Genomic DNA, 12,778 nt, shown 5'->3' on the forward strand with positions numbered 1-12,778 from the left:
TTGTCATGCAGGTCACGCGCGATTTCTCTCACTATGTTCGCGATGCGGGCGAGGGGGTCCAGCATATCGATCTCGCGGTCGAGGGCGTTCACTGCGCCGGCTGCATGGCCAAGATCGAGCGCGGCCTGTCCGCCATCCCCGACGTCACGCTGGCGCGCGTCAACCTCACCGACCGCCGCGTCGCGCTGGAATGGAAGGCGGGCACGCTCGACCCCGGCCGCTTCATCGACCGGCTCGAGGAGCTCGGCTACAAGGCCTATCCGTTCGAGACCGAGAGCGCGGAGGTGGCGGAGGTTGCCGAATCGCGCTTCCTGCTGCGCTGCCTCGGCGTCGCCGCCTTCGCCACCATGAACGTGATGATGCTGTCGATCCCGGTGTGGTCGGGCAACGTCTCGGACATGCTGCCCGAGCAGCGCGACTTCTTCCACTGGCTCTCGGCGCTGATCGCGCTGCCGGCGGCGGCCTATGCCGGCCAGCCGTTCTTCCGGTCGGCCTGGCGCGCGCTGTCGGCGAAGACGACCAACATGGACGTGCCGATCTCGATCGGCGTGATCCTGGCGCTCGGCATGTCCGTGGTCGAGACCATCCACCACGCCGAGCACGCCTATTTCGATGCGGCGATCATGCTGCTGACCTTCCTCCTGGTCGGCCGCTTCCTCGACCAGAACATGCGGCGGCGGACCCGCGCGGTCGCCGGCAATCTCGCGGCGCTGAAGGCGGAGACGGCCGCGAAGTTCATAGGTCCCGACGAGATCTCCCAGGTGCCGGTCGCCGCGATCCATCCCGGCGACATCGTGCTGCTCAGGCCCGGCGAGCGCTGCGCGGTCGACGGCACCGTGATCGAGGGCCGCTCCGAAATCGACCAGAGCCTGATCACCGGCGAGACGCTCTATGTCACGGCCGAGCATGGCACGCCTGTCTATGCGGGATCGATGAACATCTCCGGCACGCTGCGGGTGCGGGTCTCGGCCGCGTCCGAGGCGACGCTGCTCGCCGAGATCACGCGGCTGCTCGACAACGCGCTGCAGGCGCGCTCGCGCTACATGCGGCTCGCCGACCGCGCCTCGCGGCTGTACGCGCCGGTGGTGCATGCGACCGCGCTTCTGACCATCCTCGGCTGGGTCGTTGCAGGCGCGTCCTGGCATGATGCGATCGTGACCGGCGTTGCCGTGCTGATCATCACCTGTCCCTGTGCGCTGGGCCTTGCCATTCCGACCGTGCAGACCATCGCCTCCGGCGCGATGTTCAAGTCCGGCGTGCTGCTCAATTCCGGCGATGCGATCGAGCGGCTGGCCGAGGCCGACCACGTCATCTTCGACAAGACCGGCACGCTGACGCTGCCCGATCTCGAAGTGATGAATGCCGCCGACATTCCCACTGACATCTTCGAACTCGCTGGCCGGCTTGCGCTGTCGAGCCATCATCCGGTCGCCGCCGCCGTGGCGCAGGCCGCCGGCGCCAAGTCGCCTGTGGTCGGTGCGGTCGAAGAGGCCGGGCAGGGCGTCCATGCGACCGTAGACGGCATCGAGCTTCGGCTTGGCCGCCCCTCCTTCTGCGGCGCTGAAGCGCTGGTCGGCAGCGCCATGGTCGATCCCGAAGCCTCCATCGTCGCGTTCAGCAAGGGCAACGAAAGGTTCATCCTCTCGGTTCGCCAGGGCCTTCGCCCGGATGCGCAGGCCGTGATTGCAGCGCTGAAGGCGCGCAACATCGGCATCGAGATCCTCTCCGGCGACCGCGAGCCGGCGGTGAAGGCGGCGGCGCATGCGCTTGCAATCCCCGAATGGCGCGCCGGCGTGACGCCAGCAGACAAGATCGCGCGGATCGAGGAATTGAAGCAGCGCGGCGCCAAGGTGCTGATGGTCGGCGACGGCATGAACGATGCGCCCTCGCTCGCGGCGGCCCATGTCTCGATGTCCCCGATTTCGGCCGCGCATCTGAGCCAGGCCACCGCCGATCTCGTCTTCCTCGGCCGGCCGTTGGCTCCGGTGGTCGCCGCAATCGACGCCTCGCGCAAAGCGCTGCATTTGATGCGGCAGAATCTCTGGCTTGCGATCGGCTACAATGTCCTCGCCGTGCCGGTTGCGGTCAGCGGTGTCGTGACGCCCCTGATTGCGGCGGCGGCGATGAGCGGATCCTCGATCCTGGTCATGCTGAATTCGCTGCGCGCTCGCAGCGCCTCGCGGGAGATCGTGTGATGGAGATCCTGGTTATCCTGGTCCCGCTGGCCTTGATGCTCGGCGGTGCCGGCCTCGTCGCCTTCCTGTGGTCGCTCCGGAGCGGCCAGTACGACGATCTCGACGGGGCCGCCTGGCGCGCCATCGCCGACGACGAGCCGCCGCAGGAAGCCCCGGCCAAGCGCTAGCGCTTCAGGGCGAAAGTGAGCAGGGCTGCGACCCCCAGGGCCATGCCGATTCCGGCCACACATGCGTGCCAGCCGAAGGCGTCGAACAGGCGTCCGAGCACGGCCGTACCGATCAGCCCGCCGCTGAAATAACACGCAAGATAGGTCCCGCTGGCGATGCCGCGGTTGTCGGCGGCCGCCTGTCCGACCAACCCCGTCGTTGCTGCCTGCGCGAAGAATGTGCCGACGCCGACCAGCACCATACCAGTGAGGACTTCGCGCAGATGCGGCATCAGCATCAAGGGCAGGCCCAGCCCGGCAATGGCGAGGGCGCCCCAGATGGTCGGACGCGTTCCGAGCTTGGACGCCACCCTGCCGGCCAGAAGCGTCGTGACGACCGACGGCAGGAAGACGAAATAGACCAGGCCCAGATCCATCATCCCCAGCGCCAGCGGCGGCCGCACCAGCACGAAATTCACGAAGGTGAAGGTGCCGATGAAGGCGAACAGGATGCAGAAGCCGATGCCGAAGGCAGCGCGCAGCCGCGGATTGCGCCAATGCGCAATGGTTGCTTTAAGCGGCGAAGCCGCCGCCGGCATCATCGCATGCATCGGCTGCACGCGTCCGATCGTGAAATAGACCAACACCGCGCCGGACAGATTGAGTGCTGCGAACAGATAGAAGTTCCAGGCGAGACCGAGACTGTCTGCAACCGCCGCCGAAATCAGCCGACCAACGAGATTGCTCGCAACGTTCCCCGTGATGTAGGCCGCAAAAGCGCCGCCGGCGTCCATCGCGCTGCATTGCTCGCCGAGATAGGCGAGGGTGAGCGCGAAGGCTGACGCCATGCAAAGGCCCTGTGCGACCCGCAGGGCGGTGAAGACGGCAAGATTCGGCGCCGAGGCCAGCAGGCTGGTCGGGATCGCCAGCAGCGCCAGGCTGAGCAGGATGCCGCTGCGACGGTCGATGTGCGGGCTGAAAAGGCCGACCACGAGGCTGGCCGTGGCCATGCCGAAGGTGCTGGCGTTGACGGCAAAGCCCATCGCCGCCGGCGTGACGCCGTAGTGCCGCGTCAGCGAGGGCAGGATTGCCTGCGTCGCGAAGAGGTCGACGACGGTCAGGAACGCGGTGAGGCCGATGACGAGCGAGCGCAGCGCCAGACCCGGCGCGTGCGTCTCCATTGTCGGTGTGGCCGGTTTGATCAGTGCGGAAAGATCGGTCATGTCGGTCGTCCTGTAGGGATGCGGCGCCCGGGGTGGGGAAGTCCCGGGCGCCACATCTCGTAACGAGCGCGCTGGGGCTGGGGGCGCTCGTTACATGTGGTGGTCGTTGGGATCCTTGCGGACGTCGCCGACATAGAGAATGACGGTGTCCTTGCCGAGGTTCTTCCACCAATGCGAGGTGCCGTGGACTTCGGGACGGATGTCGCCGGCCTTGTGCACGATCGGATCGACGCAGTTCGAGGCGTATTCGACGATCTCGCCCTGCTGCACGAAGATCAACGCGGGACGGTCGTCATGGCTGTGCCAGGGCACGATGCCGCCAGGCGCGATGGTCAGCTTGCGGAAACGCAGCTCGCGGCCCTCGATATGGGCGGGCTGCTTGCCGAGGTCGATGGCTCCCAGCGTCACATCGGTGACGCCGACCGGCTTGTAGTCGACCATCTGCTGGGCGTTCGGCTTGACCTTGTCGGCGGGGCATTCGCCCGCGGCGGCCGGCTGCGACACGAATGTCAGTGCGCCGACGAGGGCAAGGCCGGACCAGGCCTGGCGCGACAATCCGGGATGCTTGGACATGAGAAGTCTCCTGTGTTGACCGCAACCACGCTGGTTGCCGGCTATGACGGGAGCTTCATCGAGATCGTCTCCATCCTGAAATGCCGGCTCGCTCTCGATGCGATAGCGCGGTGCTATGTTGATGCGCGGCGGCTATCGATCCGATTGGGCAATTGCATTTCCGCTTTCGCGTCATTCGGCGTCCGATGACAGGGCGCCCGATTGGCGGGCGTTCACGTCAATCCGGAGGAGCACCCCCATGCCGAAATTGTCCAAGACCCTGATCGCCACCGCAGCGTTTGCCATTATCGCCACCTCGGCTTTCTCGGAGGCCGCCTGGGACTTCAAGGCCGGCATGGCCTATGTCTATGGCGGCCCGGGCAAGATGTCGGCGATGGCCATGGCCCCGGCCGAGAAGAACCACGAGGCGATGATGAAGAACGCCAAGAAGGTGCCCGACAACACCGTCTTCTTCATGAGCAACGGATCGATGTACTATACTTCGGGGCGGCTCGATCCGACCGGCAATTTCTACGTGAACTGAACGGGTCCTGGTATCGCGGCCGCCCCTTGCGGGCGGCCGAACCGGGAAACTAATATTCACCGAATGCAATGCCGGAGCAGAAGATGACGTCTCTCTCGCCAGCCGATGCCGAACAGCTCAGGCTTGCCTTCCAGCGCTGTCGCGACATGGACGGCACGCTGAACGAGCAGCTCCGCGCCTATGCTGATGCCAGCCGCGCGGTCTTTCCGGCCTATGGCGAGGCCGTCGACCGGTTGGTGGCGAGATTGGGCGGTAACGGCGGCGGCGAGACCGCGCCGCGTCCGGGCGATGCGATGCCGCCGTTCATGCTGCCCGACGAGGGCGGCCATCTCGTCACGCTGCCTGCGCTGCTGGAGCGCGGTCCGCTCGCCGTGATGTTCTTCCGCGGCCACTGGTGTCCCTATTGCCGGCTCAATGTCCGCGCCGTGGTCCAGGCGCTCGATCGCATCAAGGCGATGGGGGCGCAGGTCGTCGCGGTCATGCCGGAGACGCAGGAATACACTCGGCAGCTCAAGGCCGAATCCGGCGCGCCGTTTCCGATCCTGACCGATCTGGACAACGGCTATGCGCTGTCGCTCAATCTCGCAATCTGGCTCGGCGCCGAGATCCAGGGCCTGTTGTCGTATCAGGACATGGCGAAATTCCACGGCAATGACGGCTGGTTGCTACCGATCCCGGCCGTGTTCGTGGTCGGCCGCGACGGGATCGTCAAAGCCCGCTTCGTCGACCCCGATTTCCGCAAGCGCATGGAGATCGATGATCTGCTCGAGGCGCTGGAGAGCGCGAGCAGGGGTTGAGGCCGCGCACACTCTTCCCCTCCCTGCTTGTGGGGGAGGGCGGCTCGCCGCGAAGCGGCGAGACGGGTGAGGGTTCTCTCCGCGCGTGAATCTTTTGCGTCGAATACGCGGACAGACCCTCATCCGGCGCTTCGCGCCACCTTCTTCCGCAAGGGGAGATGGGAAAAAGCCGTCCCTATTATCCCGCAATCTCGCGCCAGTCGGCGCCGCGCAGCATGCGCATCACGGCATTGGCGACCGCCGTGCGCTGCCGGCCGGCCACTCCGTAAAGGCTGACGGTGCGACGGGCGTCCAGTCCGGCGACAGTGGCGCGCGTCAGCGTTTCCGGCAAGGGGGAAGTGTGCGGCATCATGGCGACACCGATATCGGCCTCGACGAGCTCGATCAGGTCGCGCTCGCTCGAAATCTCGTGGCCATGCTCGATGCCGTGCTCGCGCAGGCTGGCGGAGATGCGGCGCGAATGCTCGCAGAACGTCCGGCTCAGCAATTGCTCCGAGCGCAGATCCTCCAGTTCGATGCTGCTGCGTCCGGCCAGCCGATGTCCGTCGCCAACGACGAGCTCGAAGCTCTCGGTGAACAGCGGCCAGGCGTCGAGCCGGTCCCAGGCCTCGTCGATCTCCGCGGCGATGCCGAGCTCGGCCTCGCCCTTCTTCAGGAATTCACCGACCTCGCGGCTCGTCCCGCGCAGGAAGCGCAGTTCGAGCCGGTTGAACTGTCGCCTGATCTCGTTGAGGTGCGGGATCAGCAATGCCAGATCAATCGAATGCGTCAGCGCGATGCGCAGCGCGCCGATCTCTCCGCTCCTGAACGAGGAGGCGAGCGAGCGCGCGCCGGCGGCGGCGTCGAAGCACTGCTTCAGGAGCGGATGCATGCGCTGGCCGAGCTCGGTCAGTTGCGCCGCCGGCCGCTCGCGGCGAAACAGGTCGCCGCCGAGCTCGGCCTCGAGCTGCTTGATCGCGCGCGTCAGCGAGGGCTGCGTGACGTTGCACTCCTCGGCCGCGCGCGTGAAGTTCAAAAGCTGCGCCACCGCGAGGAAATAGCGGACCTGGTGCATTTCCATGGATCGGCTCCCCAGCAAGATGGGCTCGAATCTAGCCGATCGGAACGGGAAATGACATCCCGCCCGCAATAGCGCGGACGTATGGAGTCGGAAGCCAGCCGGTATTTCCGTTTGGGCTGGCGATCCTCCAAGTATTGCGAAGGCTGGAAGCCAGTCATCGCCAACGGAGACCGTGTCATGAACATACCGCTGAAGCCGCAGACATCCCAACCTGCGCGCGCGCTCGCCGGCAGGGTCGCGCTGGTCACGGGCTCGACCAGTGGCATCGGTCTTGGCATCGCACGTGCCCTGGCGGCAGCCGGCGCCGATGTCGTGCTGAACGGTCTCGGTGTCGTCGCCGAGATCGGCCGGACACGGGAACAGATCGCCGCCGAGTTCGGCGTCAAGGCGAGCTACTCGCCGGCCGACATGACGAGACCGAAATCGATTGCCGAGATGATCGCGGCGACCATCGCCGAGTCCGGCCGGCTCGACATCCTCGTCAACAACGCCGGCATCCAGCATGTCGCGCCGCTCGAGCAGTTTCCGGTCGAGAAATGGGACCAGATCCTCGCGATCAACCTGACGTCGGCCTTCCACACCACGCGGCTCGCGCTGCCGGCGATGCGTCAGAACGGTTTTGGCCGGATCATCAACGTCGCCTCGGCTCACGGCCTGGTCGGCTCGCCGTTCAAGGCGGCCTATGTCGCTGCCAAGCACGGCATCGTCGGTCTGACGAAGGTCACGGCGCTGGAGACCGCGGAGGCGGGTATCACCTGCAATGCGGTCTGTCCCGGCTACGTCTATACGCCGCTGGTCGAAGCGCAGATCGACGGGCAGGCCAAGGCGCACGGCATCTCGCGCGATCAGGTGATCCGCGACGTGCTGCTCGCGCAGCAGCCGAACAAGCGCTTTGCCACGGTCGAGGAGCTCGGCGCGCTCACGGTGTTCCTGTCGACGGACGCCGCGGCTTCGATCACCGGCATCGCGCTTCCGGTCGACGGCGGCTGGACCGCGCACTAACATGAGCCGGCGCAACAAGCGGCCTTCCGCAGCGGCAGTGCAAGCTGATCAGGAGCGACACATGAATGGTACGCAGACGAACATCCAGCGCAAGGACCTGCCGGGGCAGGTGGTTCTCGTGCTTCAGGGCGGCGGCGCACTCGGCTCCTATCAGGCCGGGGCCTACCAGGCATTGCACGAAGCCGGCATCGAGCCGGACTGGATCATCGGCACCTCGATCGGCGCGATCAATGCGAGCCTCATTGCGGGCAACGCGCCCGAGCACCGGCTTGCGCGCCTGAAGGAGTTCTGGAAGCGGATGGAGCAGCAGCCGGTCTGGGATTGGCGCACCGCGTTTCCGGGCTTCAACGAGAAGCTGGCCTATTGGGCGACCGTGACCCACGGCATTCCAGGTTTCTTCCGCCCGAATCCACTGGCACATGCCGGCGATTCCTACCCGCTAGGTGCCGATCACGCGGGCTATTACTCGACCGCTCCGCTGGAGAAGACGCTGTGCGAGCTCGTCGATTTCGATCTCGCCAACCGCTGCACGCCGCGCCTGACGGTTGGCGCAGCTCATGTCGGCACGAGCGAGATGCGCTATTTCGACAGCCGAGACGGCGAACTGACGGTGAAGCATGTCATGGCTTCGGGCGCACTGCCGCCCGCTTTTCCCGCCGTGCGGATCGATGGCGAGCTCTATTGGGACGGCGGCATCCTCTCGAACACGCCAACCGAAGCGGTGTTCGACGACAACCCACGCAGGGACTCGCTGATCTTCTCCGTTCATCTGTGGAACCCGGTCGGGCCCGAACCCACCACGATGGCGGAGGTGCTGAACCGGCACAAGGACGTGCAATATTCCAGCCGGATCGCGAGCCAGATCGTCCGTCAGCAGCAGGCGCATCGCCTGCGCCATGTCATCAACCAGCTCGCGGCGCGGCTCCCCGAGAGCGAACGCAACGATCCTGCGGTGAGGGAGCTGACGAGCTACGGCTGTCCGACCCGCATGCATGTCGTGCGGCTGCTGGCGCCGCAGCTCGAGCGCGAGACCCATACCAAGGATATCGACTTCAGCCCGGCCGGGATCACGCGGCGCTGGCACGCCGGCTATGCTCACACGAAGTCGGTGCTGGCGCGCAAGCCCTGGATCGGCGAATTCGATCCGCTCGCCGGTGTGGTGCTGCACGAGCATACGGACGAGATGCCGATGGCGGCGGAATAGGGACGCGCCGCTCTTCATCGAATTGCCACAGGGCTTGCCGATCGTCGGTCATCCCACGCAGTCGAAGGGCGTGCAGATGGTGTCCGCGAACGATCTCGAGGCAACGCTCGATCAGGTCCGCGCTTGCGCAGCGGGGCCGGTGGCTGGTGTGTTCGGCCCTGACACGCTGACCTGGCGGATCGACCGCGAGGCCATCGTCTTTCTCGGCGCCGGCCGCGCGTTGTTGCTGCAGCTGGCCCACCCTTGGGTCGCTGCCGCCATCGCCGAGCATTCCAGCACGTTTGCCGATCCGATCGGCCGCTTCCATCGCACCTTCGACATCGTCTTTGCCATGGTGTTCGGCTCGCTCGACCGTGCCTTGCTGTCGGCCCGGCAATTGCACCGTCGTCACAGCATGATCGTCGGAGAGATGCCCGAGACCGTCGGCCCGTTCGCGGCAGGCTCGCGCTATTGTGCCAACGACATTCCGTCGCTGCGCTGGGTTCACGCGACGCTGGTGGAGTCCGCGCTGATGGCGCACGATTTGGTGCTGCCGTCATTCTCGGCGGAGGAGCGCGAGCGTTACTGGACGGAGAGCCGGCTGTTCGGTGCGTTGTTCGGATTGACCTCGGACGATCTGCCGGCGGACTGGTCGGGCTTTACCGCCTACACCGCGACGATGGCGCAGTCGGAGGCGCTGACCGTGAGCCCGGCGGCACGCGAGATCGCGACGCAAATCTTCAGCGGTGCGAGACCTTGGCTGCGGCCGCCGCGCTGGTACCGCGCGCTGACGGCGCGGATGTTGCCGGAGCCGATACGTGCAGGCTTTGGGTTTGAGCCGGACGCGCGCGACGAGAAGGCGGCCGACAATGCGCTGCGCAGGATCCGGCGCGTCTATCCGAAATTGCCGGCCAGGCTGCGCTACGTCGGGCCCTATCAGGAAGCGCAGGCGCGCTTGCGCGGCGAACCGCAGCCCGACTGGATGACGCGCTGTCTCAACCGCGCCTGGATCGGTCGGCCGCAGATGGACATGCGCGGGAAGGTGTGAAAGCCTGATCTCTCGTGTCCCGGACAAGCCACAACGCGCAAAGCGCGTTGCGGCGCAGAGCCGGGACCCATGATGCGCCGGAGTGGAGCGCAGACTCTCTCAACGCCGTCATTGCGAGGAGCCTACCTCACACCGACGCCAGCTTCCGGTACAGCGCGCTGTAGCTTCCCGCCGAGATGCTCCAGGAGAACGAACGTCCCATGGCGCTGCGGCGCATGGTGTCGAGTTGGTCTTGCGCCCTGAAAGCCGAGAAGGCCCGGCGGACGCCGCCGAGGAAGGAATCGCGCGAGGGTTTCGAGAACAGGAATCCGGTCTCGCCGTCGGTGATGGTCTCGGCGAGGCCGCCGGTCTGGTGCCCGATCGGCAGCGAGCCGAAGCGCTGGGCGTACATCTGGCTGAGGCCGCAAGGCTCGAAGCGCGACGGCATCAGGGTGAAATCGCTGCCCGCAAAGATGCGGCGGGCCTGAGCGTCGTTGAAGCCGATCACCACGCCGATGGCGTCGGGGCGGCGGCGATGCGCGTCGATCAGGGCCTGCTCGAGCGCCGGCTCGCCGGAGCCGGTGACCACGATCTGCCCGCCGGCATCGACGATCTCGTCGGCGGCCGACAGCACGAGGTCGATGCCCTTCTGGTGCACGAGGCGCGCGACGATGCCGAACATCGGGCCGCGCGAGACCGCAAGGCCGAATTGCTTGCGGACGTAATCCGCGTTGGCCCTCTTGCCGACCCAGTCACCGGCGCCGAACTGCTGGGCCAGCTGGGCACAGGAGCGCGGGTCCCAGCTCTCGTCGATGCCGTTGAGGATGCCGGTGAGCTCGGCCGCGTCTGAGCGCTGGCGGAGCAGGCCCTCCAGACCGCAGCCGAACTCGGCCGTGGTGATCTCCCGCGCGTAGGTGCCGCTCACGGTGGTGAGGTGCGAGGCGTAGACGAGGCCGGCCTTGAGGAAGGAGAGCTGGTCGTAGAACTCGATGCCGTCGATGTGGAAGGAGCTCTCCGGTGCGCCGATCCGCCGCAGCGCCTCCTTCGGGAAGAGGCCCTGATAGGCGAGGTTGTGAATCGTCAGGATCGACGGCAGCTTGGCGCCGCCCCAGGCGAGATAGGCCGGCACGAGCGAGGCCTGCCAGTCATTGGCATGGATCAGGTCTGCTGCCCAATTCTTGTCCAGCCTGCCCATGGCCAGCTCAGCGGCTGCCGAGGCAAAGCGCGCGAAGCGAATGTCGTTATCCGGCCAGTCGCGTCCGGACTCGTCGCCATAGGGGTTGCCCGGCCGGTCGTAGAGTTGCGAGCAGAGCAGCACGTAGACCGGCATTCCGTCCTTGGTCGCGGCCCGGCCGAGCGAGCAGGCAGGCATTTCCGCGAACGCCGGACAACGGCCAACGACCTGAATATGCGTGAGTTGTTCGATGATGTCGCGATAGCCGGGCAGCATGATCCGGATATCAGCGAAGGAGCGAAGGGCGCGGGGCAGGGCCGCGGACACGGCGCCGAGTCCGCCGACGCGGACGAAATCGTCCATCTCCGTGGTGACGAACAAGACCCTCAAGAACAGCTGCCCTCTTCCGATCCCGTTTGCTGTTATGCAAGAACGGGTCCAGTTGTCCCGGAAATTCCCAAGCCCGCCTACGAGACACGTCGGTTCGGTAAAGACTTTCCTACTCAGCCGCCGCCCTCTAGGGTCGGCGCATCAACAAGAGAGAACATTGATTGTTCCTACGCGACCGAGGACGCAGCAAGTATGCAGCTAGCAGATGAGCATGAGGGGATGACGACAAAGGCCTTCGCGGGCCTCAGGGTCCTGGATTTTTCGACCACCATCGCCGGTCCTCACTGCGCGCGGATGCTTGCCGACATGGGCGCCGAGGTCATCAAGATCGAGACCGACGGCGGCGAGACGATGCGAACCCGGCCGCCTCTGCGCAAGGGTCATAGTACCACGTTCGGCCAGCTCAATGTGGGCAAGAAGAGCGTGGTGCTGGACCTCAAATCCGAGGACGGCAAGGAGGCGGTCCGCCGGCTGGCCGCGACATCGGATATCCTGGTCGAGAACTTCCGCCCCGGCGTGATGCACCGGCTGCGGCTCGACTACGACAGGCTGCGCACCGTCAATCCGAGGCTGATCTATTGCTCGATCTCCGGCTACGGGCAGAGCGGCCCTTCGGCCGAGCTACCGGCCTACGCGCCGGTGATCCATGCCGCCTCCGGCTACGACATGGCGCATCTCGCCTACCAGCCCGGCCGCAATCGCCCCGATTATTGCGGCATCTATCACGCCGACGTCGTCACCGGCACCTATGGTTTCGGCGCGATCGCGTCCGCGCTCTATCAGCGGACCGTGACCGGGCTCGGCCAGCACATCGACGTGTCCATGCTGGAATCGATGCTGTCACTGACGCTGACCGAATTACAGAGTGCGCAATTCGCCGTGAAGCCGCCGCCACGCCCGATGTTCGGGCCGACCGAGACGGCAAGCGGCTATGTCATGATCACGGTCGCCAGCGAGAAGACATTTCAGGCGCTGATGGGTGTGATCGGCCGTCCCGAATGGATCACCGATGCGCGCTTTGCCACCTATGCCCCGCGCCGCGAGAATTGGGCGGAGGTGATGGACGGCGTCGAAGCCTGGTCGCGGCAGTTCACGACCGATGCGTGTCTCGCAGCGCTCAGTGCGGCCGGCGTGCCGGCTTCGGCCTATCGCACCGTGTCCGAGGCGCTGGCCGATCCGCAGCTCGCGCACCGGCAGGCGCTCACGTCCGTGCAGGACGAGGGCGGCTCCTTTCGGGTGCTCAACCTGCCGTTCCGGATGTCGGGCGCCGACACCACGCCCGCCAAGACGATGGCTGCGCTCGGCGAGCATACGAATGCGCTGCGCGAGGAGCTCGGCCTCGCTGACGAGGCGCCAATTCCGACAGGCAAAACAGCCGCGACATTCTGAGCAGCATTGCGTCGCACATGCGGCGTGATCTCGCGTGCGTTCCTCTTGCCGCCGCGCGCTTTTGTCGTCAATCTCGCCTCCAGTCATTCAGCGATC

The 12,778-nt window shown here is 66.1% G+C and carries 12 protein-coding genes; 8 read left to right on the forward strand and 4 right to left on the reverse strand.

Annotation, left to right across the window (positions count from 1 at the left end; translation table 11 throughout):
• The first annotated feature begins 5 nt into the window (after nt 1–5).
• On the forward strand, nt 6–2,195 hold the full coding sequence (locus tag XH83_RS10290; RefSeq protein WP_194406886.1) for a cation-translocating P-type ATPase: 2,190 nt from the start codon (nt 6–8) through the stop codon (nt 2,193–2,195).
• Complete coding sequence (ccoS, locus tag XH83_RS10295; RefSeq protein ID WP_008550618.1) at nt 2,195–2,362, forward strand: cbb3-type cytochrome oxidase assembly protein CcoS; 168 nt, start codon at nt 2,195–2,197, stop codon at nt 2,360–2,362. Before XH83_RS10290 ends, ccoS begins: the two co-directional genes overlap by 1 nt.
• On the opposite strand, the gene XH83_RS10300 is transcribed toward ccoS, so the two are convergent.
• Together XH83_RS10300 and XH83_RS10305 are read right to left on the reverse strand one after the other, a co-directional pair.
• Nucleotides 2,359–3,564: an MFS transporter gene (locus XH83_RS10300; protein WP_194406887.1), complete on the reverse strand. Its 1,206-nt coding sequence runs from the start codon at nt 3,562–3,564 to the stop codon at nt 2,359–2,361. The two genes, ccoS and XH83_RS10300, sit on opposite strands and share 4 nt — an antisense overlap.
• 90 nt (nt 3,565–3,654) lie before the next feature.
• Nucleotides 3,655–4,137, reverse strand: coding sequence for a cupin domain-containing protein (locus XH83_RS10305; protein WP_194406888.1), 483 nt, complete (start codon nt 4,135–4,137; stop codon nt 3,655–3,657).
• A gap of 238 nt (nt 4,138–4,375) precedes the next feature.
• Here XH83_RS10305 and XH83_RS10310 point away from each other — a divergent pair, with 238 nt between their 5' ends.
• On the forward strand, nt 4,376–4,660 hold the full coding sequence (locus tag XH83_RS10310; protein ID WP_194406889.1) for a hypothetical protein: 285 nt from the start codon (nt 4,376–4,378) through the stop codon (nt 4,658–4,660).
• 83 nt (nt 4,661–4,743) lie between these two features.
• The gene (locus tag XH83_RS10315) at nt 4,744–5,457 is read left to right on the forward strand and encodes a peroxiredoxin-like family protein (RefSeq protein WP_194406890.1); all 714 of its coding nucleotides are present in this window, start codon (nt 4,744–4,746) and stop codon (nt 5,455–5,457) included.
• 178 nt (nt 5,458–5,635) lie between these two features.
• Here the strand turns inward: XH83_RS10315 and XH83_RS10320 are convergent, their stop codons facing one another.
• Nucleotides 5,636–6,517, reverse strand: a complete 882-nt coding sequence (locus tag XH83_RS10320) for a LysR family transcriptional regulator (protein ID WP_194406891.1) — start codon at nt 6,515–6,517, stop codon at nt 5,636–5,638.
• 177 nt (nt 6,518–6,694) lie between these two features.
• Here XH83_RS10320 and XH83_RS10325 point away from each other — a divergent pair, with 177 nt between their 5' ends.
• The 3 genes from XH83_RS10325 (at nt 6,695) to XH83_RS10335 (ending at nt 9,750) form a co-directional block, all read left to right on the forward strand.
• Nucleotides 6,695–7,519 carry a 3-hydroxybutyrate dehydrogenase gene (locus XH83_RS10325; protein WP_194406892.1) on the forward strand — a complete coding sequence of 275 codons (825 nt, stop codon included), beginning with the start codon at nt 6,695–6,697 and terminating at the stop codon, nt 7,517–7,519.
• Nucleotides 7,520–7,580: 61 nt separating this feature from the next.
• Nucleotides 7,581–8,723, forward strand: a complete 1,143-nt coding sequence (locus XH83_RS10330) for a patatin-like phospholipase family protein (RefSeq protein WP_194406893.1) — start codon at nt 7,581–7,583, stop codon at nt 8,721–8,723.
• Nucleotides 8,724–8,799: 76 nt separating this feature from the next.
• Nucleotides 8,800–9,750, forward strand: coding sequence for an oxygenase MpaB family protein (locus XH83_RS10335; protein WP_194408221.1), 951 nt, complete (start codon nt 8,800–8,802; stop codon nt 9,748–9,750).
• A 127-nt stretch (nt 9,751–9,877) separates the two neighbouring features.
• On the opposite strand, the gene glgA is transcribed toward XH83_RS10335, so the two are convergent.
• Nucleotides 9,878–11,293 carry a glycogen synthase GlgA gene (gene glgA, locus XH83_RS10340; protein ID WP_194406894.1) on the reverse strand — a complete coding sequence of 472 codons (1,416 nt, stop codon included), beginning with the start codon at nt 11,291–11,293 and terminating at the stop codon, nt 9,878–9,880.
• A gap of 192 nt (nt 11,294–11,485) precedes the next feature.
• Here glgA and XH83_RS10345 point away from each other — a divergent pair, with 192 nt between their 5' ends.
• Complete coding sequence (locus XH83_RS10345; RefSeq protein WP_194406895.1) at nt 11,486–12,682, forward strand: CaiB/BaiF CoA-transferase family protein; 1,197 nt, start codon at nt 11,486–11,488, stop codon at nt 12,680–12,682.
• The last annotated feature ends 96 nt before the right edge of the window (nt 12,683–12,778 follow it).

The organism is Bradyrhizobium sp. CCBAU 53351, assembly GCF_015291745.1.
GTDB lineage: Bacteria > Pseudomonadota > Alphaproteobacteria > Rhizobiales > Xanthobacteraceae > Bradyrhizobium.

What these genes read in the sequence shown, in the direction of transcription:
- XH83_RS10290 (WP_194406886.1), top strand. Translation starts at nt 6, where the DNA reads ATGCAGGTCACGCGCGATTTCTCTCACTATGTTCGCGATGCGGGCGAG.
- ccoS (WP_008550618.1), top strand. Translation starts at nt 2,195, where the DNA reads ATGGAGATCCTGGTTATCCTGGTCCCGCTGGCCTTGATGCTCGGCGGT.
- XH83_RS10300 (WP_194406887.1), bottom strand. Translation starts at nt 3,564, where the DNA reads ATGACCGATCTTTCCGCACTGATCAAACCGGCCACACCGACAATGGAG.
- XH83_RS10305 (WP_194406888.1), bottom strand. Translation starts at nt 4,137, where the DNA reads ATGTCCAAGCATCCCGGATTGTCGCGCCAGGCCTGGTCCGGCCTTGCC.
- XH83_RS10310 (WP_194406889.1), top strand. Translation starts at nt 4,376, where the DNA reads ATGCCGAAATTGTCCAAGACCCTGATCGCCACCGCAGCGTTTGCCATT.
- XH83_RS10315 (WP_194406890.1), top strand. Translation starts at nt 4,744, where the DNA reads ATGACGTCTCTCTCGCCAGCCGATGCCGAACAGCTCAGGCTTGCCTTC.
- XH83_RS10320 (WP_194406891.1), bottom strand. Translation starts at nt 6,517, where the DNA reads ATGGAAATGCACCAGGTCCGCTATTTCCTCGCGGTGGCGCAGCTTTTG.
- XH83_RS10325 (WP_194406892.1), top strand. Translation starts at nt 6,695, where the DNA reads ATGAACATACCGCTGAAGCCGCAGACATCCCAACCTGCGCGCGCGCTC.
- XH83_RS10330 (WP_194406893.1), top strand. Translation starts at nt 7,581, where the DNA reads ATGAATGGTACGCAGACGAACATCCAGCGCAAGGACCTGCCGGGGCAG.
- XH83_RS10335 (WP_194408221.1), top strand. Translation starts at nt 8,800, where the DNA reads ATGGTGTCCGCGAACGATCTCGAGGCAACGCTCGATCAGGTCCGCGCT.
- XH83_RS10345 (WP_194406895.1), top strand. Translation starts at nt 11,486, where the DNA reads ATGCAGCTAGCAGATGAGCATGAGGGGATGACGACAAAGGCCTTCGCG.